The organism is Desulfoplanes sp. (assembly GCF_054921335.1).
The window spans coordinates 1-8,076 of sequence record NZ_JBUDSQ010000094.1 but is presented as its reverse complement, the minus strand read 5'-3'; the positions used below and the strand labels follow the sequence as shown (position 1 = coordinate 8,076).

At 46.4% G+C, this 8,076-nt stretch carries 7 protein-coding genes and 1 pseudogene; 2 read left to right on the top strand and 6 right to left on the bottom strand.

The window, feature by feature from the left end:
• From ACY692_RS13280 to ACY692_RS13270, 3 genes and pseudogenes are all read right to left on the bottom strand, one after another.
• Positions 1–334: pseudogene (locus ACY692_RS13280) on the bottom strand (hypothetical protein); the annotation flags it as partial.
• A complete protein-coding gene (locus ACY692_RS13275) occupies positions 321–800 on the bottom strand; it encodes a hypothetical protein (RefSeq protein WP_462325858.1) in 480 nt (159 codons plus the stop codon). The gene ACY692_RS13275 and the pseudogene ACY692_RS13280, both read right to left, overlap by 14 nt.
• Before the next feature lie 635 nt (positions 801–1,435).
• On the bottom strand, positions 1,436–2,029 hold the full coding sequence (locus ACY692_RS13270; RefSeq protein WP_462325857.1) for a hypothetical protein: 594 nt from the start codon (positions 2,027–2,029) through the stop codon (positions 1,436–1,438).
• A 558-nt stretch (positions 2,030–2,587) separates the two neighbouring features.
• Here ACY692_RS13270 and ACY692_RS13265 point away from each other — a divergent pair.
• Complete coding sequence (locus ACY692_RS13265; protein WP_462325856.1) at positions 2,588–4,276, top strand: long-chain-fatty-acid--CoA ligase; 1,689 nt, start codon at positions 2,588–2,590, stop codon at positions 4,274–4,276.
• Positions 4,277–4,310: 34 nt separating this feature from the next.
• Here the strand turns inward: ACY692_RS13265 and ACY692_RS13260 are convergent, their stop codons facing one another.
• From ACY692_RS13260 to ACY692_RS13250, 3 genes are all read right to left on the bottom strand, one after another.
• Positions 4,311–5,363: a hypothetical protein gene (locus ACY692_RS13260; protein ID WP_462325855.1), complete on the bottom strand. Its 1,053-nt coding sequence runs from the start codon at positions 5,361–5,363 to the stop codon at positions 4,311–4,313.
• A gap of 407 nt (positions 5,364–5,770) precedes the next feature.
• Positions 5,771–6,439: an aspartate/glutamate racemase family protein gene (locus ACY692_RS13255; RefSeq protein WP_462325854.1), complete on the bottom strand. Its 669-nt coding sequence runs from the start codon at positions 6,437–6,439 to the stop codon at positions 5,771–5,773.
• A gap of 189 nt (positions 6,440–6,628) precedes the next feature.
• Positions 6,629–7,513 (bottom strand): alpha/beta fold hydrolase, encoded by an 885-nt coding sequence (locus tag ACY692_RS13250; protein ID WP_462325853.1) that lies wholly within the window; start codon positions 7,511–7,513, stop codon positions 6,629–6,631.
• 159 nt (positions 7,514–7,672) lie between these two features.
• Between ACY692_RS13250 and ACY692_RS13245 the strand changes: the two genes are divergently transcribed.
• Positions 7,673–8,076, top strand: a 404-nt coding sequence (locus tag ACY692_RS13245; RefSeq protein ID WP_462325852.1) for a phage integrase N-terminal SAM-like domain-containing protein, incomplete at its 3' end; no start/stop codon positions are given.

Here is an 8,076-nt window from a genome sequence, read left to right as displayed (position 1 = left end):
TTGGAGTGCTGGAGAGAGCTGACCGAGGGGTATTGTTTGCCTGTCCCAAATTTTCTATGGGGCCATGCCGGAAGCGGCATAGAACGGTCTCGCCCATAGCTTCACTGAAACCTTTCTCCCTGAGCCGTTGCTGAAGGCGATAATAATCGCCGCGTGTAGCGATTTCCACGATGACGTCTATATCAAGGGGCGGGCGGATAGTAGGGATTGCAGGATCGTTAATGAGCAGACCAGCAGCAGAGCCACCAACGAACACAACCTCGTCAGCCAACTCTTCCAACAAAGCAGCGACCTTGATCACCCTTTCAATGCATTGATACTTATGTCGTCGCATTGCTCAGCATCTCCAGCAGCAGTTTTTCGGCAAGGGTGCGTTCCCGAGCCCGGCCAATGCGGATGGCGTCGAGCAGACCCAGGGCCGAGTAGAGTTTTTCGTCGCGTCCAGCTATGTCCGGCACCGACTTGTAGAGCGGCGATAGTTCGATCCCTCGTTGGTGTCCATTGGGGTGTGCCCAGACATAAATGTCGGCTTTCTGACCCGTGTGGGCGAATTCGTTTCGGAGCATTGGAGACGCAAACGCAGTGGGAATACCTCTGGTCATGGTTCCGATGTCGGGAGGGTATGCGTATTTCACGCCGTGAACGAGAAATTCCTCCAGTGCCTTACGACGTGGTCGTTTACGCTGTCTATCGAACAATCGAGCCTGGGTGGCTCGCTTGATCGCATTATAGGCCATGGATGGACTCAGGCCGAGTTCATACGCAACCTTGTCGTAGGTCCAGTCGACAGGGGCTGACAAAGCAAGCTTCAGCATCATGAAAACGTCTTGAGGAAGTAAATTCATGAGTATTTCATATTCTAGAATCTAGAATCTAGAATAAAGCAAGAATAGGCCTGTCTGGCCTCTGTTTGCCTTATTATATTTTTTCCGAAATCTATGCAGAGCAGGGCATCCCGGCTTCCGGTCTGGATTTGATCGGCAGATGTGAGCATTTTCTTGTGGCGGGCAATGGCTGTGGGGGTGATGAATCTCCCGTCATTATATCAGGCCTCCATGTGTTTGCGGATTTCATCGTCGGGAATACCGGAGGTTGAATGCATACGGACTGCAAGATGGAAATGATTCCCCATGAGCGCAAAGCCGAGAACCCCAACGACATAAAACCTGCTGGATTTTTTTGATCAATCCGAGGAGTACTTCTTTACCGACATCCGCGAGGGGATATCCGTCCAGGGCCGTTCGGGACATGACGTGATAGATGGTGGACGTATCTGATTTGAGGAAATGGGGGATGCGGCTCATGCGATCTCCGGGGGGAAGGGAGCTGGGGGGATTGGTACATGGTTATGTAGCTGAAAAATATGGAGGAGCAAAGTGTCTTTCCCTATTGCTCTTATTAAAGGATGTAAGCTGAATTGGACTGAATAGCCCGGCTACGCTTTCTTCATCTTCTTGAGCATTTCATTCGGATCATCCATCCCAACCCCCGTAGTTGACTCTAACGAAAATCTTGCTGATCGAATCTTATTCACTGAATCTTTATCATCACACCTTTTAGCGACTATTTCTACCGCAATCATCGTATGGTATACATAATACAATAGCGTATTGGTCCATTCTGGGATTCGGACTGTATTAGAAAGTCCTTGGATATGGTATTTCGTGTTTCCTAGACTTCCTCCGTAGGACTCCATTATGTGAACATAGGCTCCATGGAAATATCCTGAAAATACATTGTGTATTGTTCTTTGCATCTCCTGTGAGTCACTTGGATTCGTGGGCTGCCCGGATACCCGTGCAATACCTGCCAATACTTTCTGCCGCGGCACCCTATTTCGCTGCTGCGTTGAAAGAAATGGGCTTTCGATTTTATCGAACTCCTCCTGGAAAAATTCTTGAACAAGACGCTTTTGTTGTTCACTTGGACCGGACTCACCTAGGGGCGATCCTAAAAAGAAAATATCTTGGTTAAATTCGTCTATACAGCGACAGAGCGCTCCAACCTCTTGAATATAGCCATTTTCCAACAAGACGATGCAGGCATTCAGGGAACTTGTTGCACGAATGCATTTCAATTGAGAGAGTAATAAGTCGGTTTTTTCCCTATGCCGAAAAGAGGAGCATAGTTTGCCTGTCCCGGTTTCTGTCGTTTGCCTGTCCCGGTTTCTGTCCCTTCCTTAGAGGCGGTCCATTTTCTATGCCGCCGCGCCCTGCAGACGCCTTGCTCTTCTTCTTGACCTATAAACACTCAATCAACTACCTTCAAACCATAAGATCGCTATTCCGGACCAATACCAGAGGGCGGGCATCCATATTGACTGAAAAACGATTTCTTATCAATTGTATGAGTTTGCTGGACGCTGATTAGTTCTTGACGCTTTTTTTTAATTATCCGAAACTGATGCGCCTGCAAAAAACATATTTTTGCAGGCAGTGTTAAGTTTCAGGTTAAAGATTTTAGGTAAAATCAAATAGTTGCAAAGCCCAGTTTTTGCGCTGAGCTTTGCCTTTCGACTTTTTGCAGTTGCGTTTGGAACTGATAATAGTACGTGTGTAATATTTTACATTCACATGGGGAGGGGTATATGTCCAGTCAAATCACATATGGCAGCAAGCCATGGCTTAATTCCTATACACATAACTGTCCCGTGAATATTGAGTATAAGGAAATATGTCTCCATGATATGCTGGAAAATTCGGCAAAGGAGTTTCCGGATAATACAGCTCTTATTTTCCAAGGATATACTGTTACATACACGGAACTTATGGACACGGTCAACCGGTTTGCAGCGTGTCTATACGAATTCGGCGTGCGTAAAAAAGACGCGGTTGCAATCCTTCTGCCGAACACGATCCCGTGTGTTGCAGCATACTACGCTATATTGAAGATCGGCGGCATAGTGGTCATGAACAACCCGCTCTATTCTGACAGGGAGCTTGAGCACCAGTTCAATGATTCAGGTGCGAAAGTCCTTGTTAGCCTGGATCTGCTTACCAACAGGATGATAGACCTTAGGAAGAAGACAAAGATACGGCAGATCGTGTACACGTCAATGGGGGACTACCTCCCCTTTCCCAAGAGCCTGCTTTTCCCACTTCTGGGAAAGAAGAAGGGACTTGCCGCTGATGTTAAACAGGCAAAGGACGTATATAAATGGAAGGAATGCATAAAAAACAATGACCCTGCTTCACCTCGTGTAGAGTCTGCTTTTGATGATATTGCGGTGTACCAGTACACAGGAGGAACAACAGGACTGTCAAAGGGGGCCATGCTCACACACAGGAATCTGGGATGCATGGTGCAGATGTACGCGCACTGGTTCAGGACTGATCGCGGACAGGAAATCGCCCTTGCTGCGCCTCCGATATTTCATGTGCTGGGAATGTCTGCGGCCATGAACCTGCCAATGTACATGGGATGGACTGACGTGCTCGTGCCAAAACCGCAGCCAGAAGCGCTCCTTGAGGCCATACGAAAATACAGGCCTACAATCTCACCGTGTGTTCCGACAATGTACATCGGGATGCTTGAGCACCCTGACTTGAAAATGACGGACATGACCTGTTTCAAGCTCATTACGTCAGGAGGGTCCTCCCTGCCTGTGGAGGTGCTCAACCGCTTCAGGGAGCTTACAGGTGTTGATATTAACGAGGGTTTCGGCATGACAGAGACATCTCCGCAGACACACCTGAATCCGTACGGAGGGCTGATAAAACCGGGAAGCATAGGCCTCCCGTATCCTGATACGGAAATACGGATTGTTGACCTTGAGACAGGCAAGAATGATGTGCCCGTGGGCGAGCCCGGAGAGATGCTCATAAGGGGACCCCAAGTCACAAAGGGTTACCTGAACAAACCGGATGAAACAGCGAAATCGATAACGGACGGTTGGCTCCATTCCGGGGATATCGCTTACATGGACGAAGACGGATACTTCTTTGTCGTGGACAGGAAGAAGGACCTTATTATCTCCAGCGGCTACAACATATACCCGCGCGAGATTGAAGAGGTCTTCTACCAGAATCCCAAGGTGGCCAAGTGCGCGGCAATTGGCGTTCCTGATGAGAAACGAGGAGAGAACATCAAGATGTTCGTGAGTCTCAATGCCGGGGAAAACGCGACAGGGGAGGAATTCTTTGATTACTGCAAAGATAAGCTTGCAATGTACAAGTGGCCTGCAGAGGTGGAAATTCTTGATGACCTCCCCACGTCGACTGTGGGTAAAATACTCAAAAAGGATCTACGGACTGAAGAGCTCAAGTCCCGGAACTGACAGTGTGTGTATAAGGTGCGCCTGAACTTCTTTGCTAAATTTTCAATACCATATTTTTTCTGTCAAGAAATACAGCAAGTCCGGCCAGCAACAATACAGGAAATATTCCTATAAGCAGCAGGGTCGTGACAGGATGTGATGAAAGAAAATTCTTGGAATAAATATTAATGTAAACTTGGAGAATCGGAGTGAGTACAAACATTAGAAGCATATTCTTTCCAAACTCACTCAGCAGTGGAATTTTGAATCCAATCCGCTCAAGCCCGTAAAAAAGTGCAATCATGAAACCGGCCCTGCCGACTGCCATTAAAGCCAAAGCGGTTGTTACATCATGATGCTCTGCCGGCTGGAGCCAGTCAAGCAGGTAACATGCCACAAGAAAAAAAGTGGATACCGGTAGAATCCGGGCTTTAAAAGCGGCGTCCGGATTATGTTCATATGCCTTGTACCATTGGCCGAAACATGTTCCTATAATAGCTATAGCCCCATGGTTAATTGCATTGAATGGAAAAATTGACTCGACCCCGGAGCTATAATGAATTATATTGGAATTTGCATATAAAAAAGAATGTATTGTCATAATTATTAATGCTAATACCATTCTCTTTTCAGCATTTTTTATTATATACAGACTGAAATATGCCGCGAACGAACCTATGGCAAGGTTTGCAAATGTCCCGGCATAAAGAACATCCTGAATTGAAAAGGATTTGTTCAAAATAAATTCAAGAACTCCATCATCAATCATTGCCAGAAGGTACAATAATCCAACCCTGACAAGTCCATGCCTCCATGCAGCTATTGTACTAATGTTTTCAAGTCGTTTTCGAAATGAAATATAGCCTACAAAGCCAAGCACAAACATAAATACCTGCTGACCGATATCAATTATTGTTATGATGGCGGGATCTCCGTCATAGTAACAAAAGCCATGGTTTAAAAATGTCGGGCCCAGTATCGGATCATCACCCGACCAGTTCCCGGACAGTTCCCATGTTATGCAAGACAAAATCAAGAACAGCACTACAAGTCCCCTGAACTGATCAAGCCACTCGTATCTCTTATTCACAGCCTTATTGGATGCCATCATTCCCTCTACTTTTTTGGTAAAACATAAACAGGAATCTCCAACCCGGGAATGCACCGCATTATAAGATCGCGGATCAATTTATTTTTCAACAGCACGACAACTATCCTGACAGACGCAACTGCAAAAAGTCGAAAGGCAAAGCTCAACGCAAAAATCAGGTGTCATTTTGACCTCCTGAATTATGGGTGATAATCAGGAGAATGATGGAATAACACAGGTTAAATATAAAGGGATATTATATGGTAACGGTCGACTGGCCCATCAATGCCTAAGATGCTTGACTGACACTCCTTTCCGCGAAGCGGTTGTGTTCAACGAATAGCTAAGCGGCGGCCCGACAGGGCCGTCCGGTGGACGGCCGCAAGGCCGGGAACGAACTTGAGCGATTGGTTAGTGGCAATCTATTAGATCTGGCGCACCAATGCGTCAATATGGACAAGGCCACTATCTATCACCTTATACCCGCAATCGCCGTCCCCAAACGCTAAGAACAAATCCGTTCCCGCAAGCAGTACTGCCTGCGCGCCTTGCTCTGAGCAAAGGCGCGCTCCAATCTTAATAAGAGAGTCACTTTCAAAGTCAGTCGCCTCGCCTCGAGTTGCCATATTCATGTACAACTCATTTACGAGCTCAAGGTCATCGCCCTCAGGTACGACTAGTTCAGCCGCAGATACACCACCAAAAAGGCGGGACTCCATAGTAACCCTATTGCCAAGTATCCCGACTCTCTCAAGACCCTGCTCCGCCAGACAACGGTCTACTTGGCCGATCATACTTACGATAGGTAACGACGAAATCTCGGAAAACTCGTCCTCACAAAAGTGCCCCGCAACGGACGCCAACCCGACTATTTCCGCACCTGCGGCCCTCAACCGGTTGGTTAACTCAAGATAAATCTGAGCCTGAGACTGAGTAGAGCCAGCCTTGAGATTCTCCACCAACTCTGACATCTGTGCGTGGACGATCGTCAGGTCAAGCTTTCCCGCACCAGTACGGTCGGCCTGCCTGACCAGATTCCGGTAATAGAACTCGGTCGCAGCTGGGCCAATTCCGCCAATGATCCCTATGTGCATGCAATACTCCTTTTCCCACTAACGGCGGAATTGACCTGCAACCGCGGACGCCGCGGACTGGAAAATGCAAAGCATTTTTCGTTTAGCGGCGGCAAGGCAGCAGCCCAGCCGAAGGCTGGGTTGTCTGGTCGAATAACTTGTTCGCGCCGCATCAGCGGCGCGGCTTTTTGCGTCCGCTGGATTTTTTGGTTATATGTTTTTATTGCTTTCTGATTCTATAGAGTTAAGGGTTTTTTCCAACAGCATATTAAATTCTTCGGGCTTTTCCAGCATTGGAAAGTGACCAGTTTCTTCAATATAAAAAAGTTGATAGTTTTTTATATGCTTTCTGTTTTCTTCAGCTGCTGTCGGCCATAATCTGGCGTTTATTGAGACCACAGGAATAGCGATATCGTTAAATACTATGGCAGCTTCTCCGCTTACATACTGCCCCAGGTAGTTGCGAAAGGCGTTCAAAGCAATTTCCTTTGGGGCAGAAGACATATCTTCTTTTACCCAATTCACCAGCTGTTCATCAGTACCTTTCGGAAACATTGGTGAAACAAAATTTTGTGCGGCACTTTTAAAATCTGCTTCAAAGGGTTTGACCATTTCGTCAATTACACTTCGAGGAATACGCTCTGCAACATTATGCAAAGTATCAATTGCTACAATCCCAACTACTTTTTCTGGCATTAATCTGGCCGCTTCTGCAATTACACCACCTCCCATTGAATGCCCGACCAAAATAGCTCTATTAATATTTTCTTTATCAATAATTGCTTTCACATCCTTGGCGAAAGACAACATTGAAAACTCAGATCTATCTAGTGAAGAATGTCCATGACCAGCCAAATCAACTGTGATCACTTGATACTCTTTTGCGAATACAGGAATTTGTTTCTGCCAGTAACGTCCGTCACAACTCCAGCCATGAATAAAAATCAAAGTCGTTTTTCCTTTGCCGACCACATCATATGCGATACGTTCTGAATCAAAAGACAATGAGACATCATGCCTGAGAGAAAGGTCGTTGCTCGCACATCCTGATAATAGGAGGAAAGGTATTAATATAAATAATATCTGGTTTTTCATGTTTGTTCCTTATCTTCATATAACAAGTTATTATATCGTTTCCTGATAACTCCAAGAAAACCTGCCGTTGACAAAAATTTAAGCTTGGATATAGGTGATTTCTAACCTGATAACTCCGGATTTGGCATGTTATCAAGATCTTTTTAGCGCTCAAAGGCTATGATCAACATCCCAAACGATATTCGAGACCATTTTGAGAAATGCCTGGCTCAAGAGTCCATCTCCGAGAGGGTGAGGCCCTTCTACCGCAAATGGCTGAGGTATTATTTTGATTTTTGTCATAAGTACCAGCATGACCTATCAGACCGGACAAGTTTGAAGCACTTTATGGAAAAGCTTGCCGCGAAACATCAACCAGTCAATTTGATACGGCAGGCTTCTCATACCATATCGATTTTCTACAAACATTGCAAAGCCGCTCAGATGGCTGGGAGTCAACCTGCCTCGTCAGCATCCTCGTCTTCCTTACAAACCGCCGCCTCTGCAATAGTATCCGGATCTTCTGTTTCCCCTTCGCCCTTGGTTTCGGACGGAGTTCCCAGCGAATCCACGGATCATACGTC

Coding starts and splice junctions, on each gene's coding strand:
- ACY692_RS13260 (WP_462325855.1), bottom strand. CDS start 5,363: ATGGCATCCAATAAGGCTGTGAATAAGAGATACGAGTGGCTTGATCAG.
- ACY692_RS13255 (WP_462325854.1), bottom strand. CDS start 6,439: ATGCACATAGGGATCATTGGCGGAATTGGCCCAGCTGCGACCGAGTTC.
- ACY692_RS13265 (WP_462325856.1), top strand. CDS start 2,588: ATGTCCAGTCAAATCACATATGGCAGCAAGCCATGGCTTAATTCCTAT.
- ACY692_RS13250 (WP_462325853.1), bottom strand. CDS start 7,513: ATGAAAAACCAGATATTATTTATATTAATACCTTTCCTCCTATTATCA.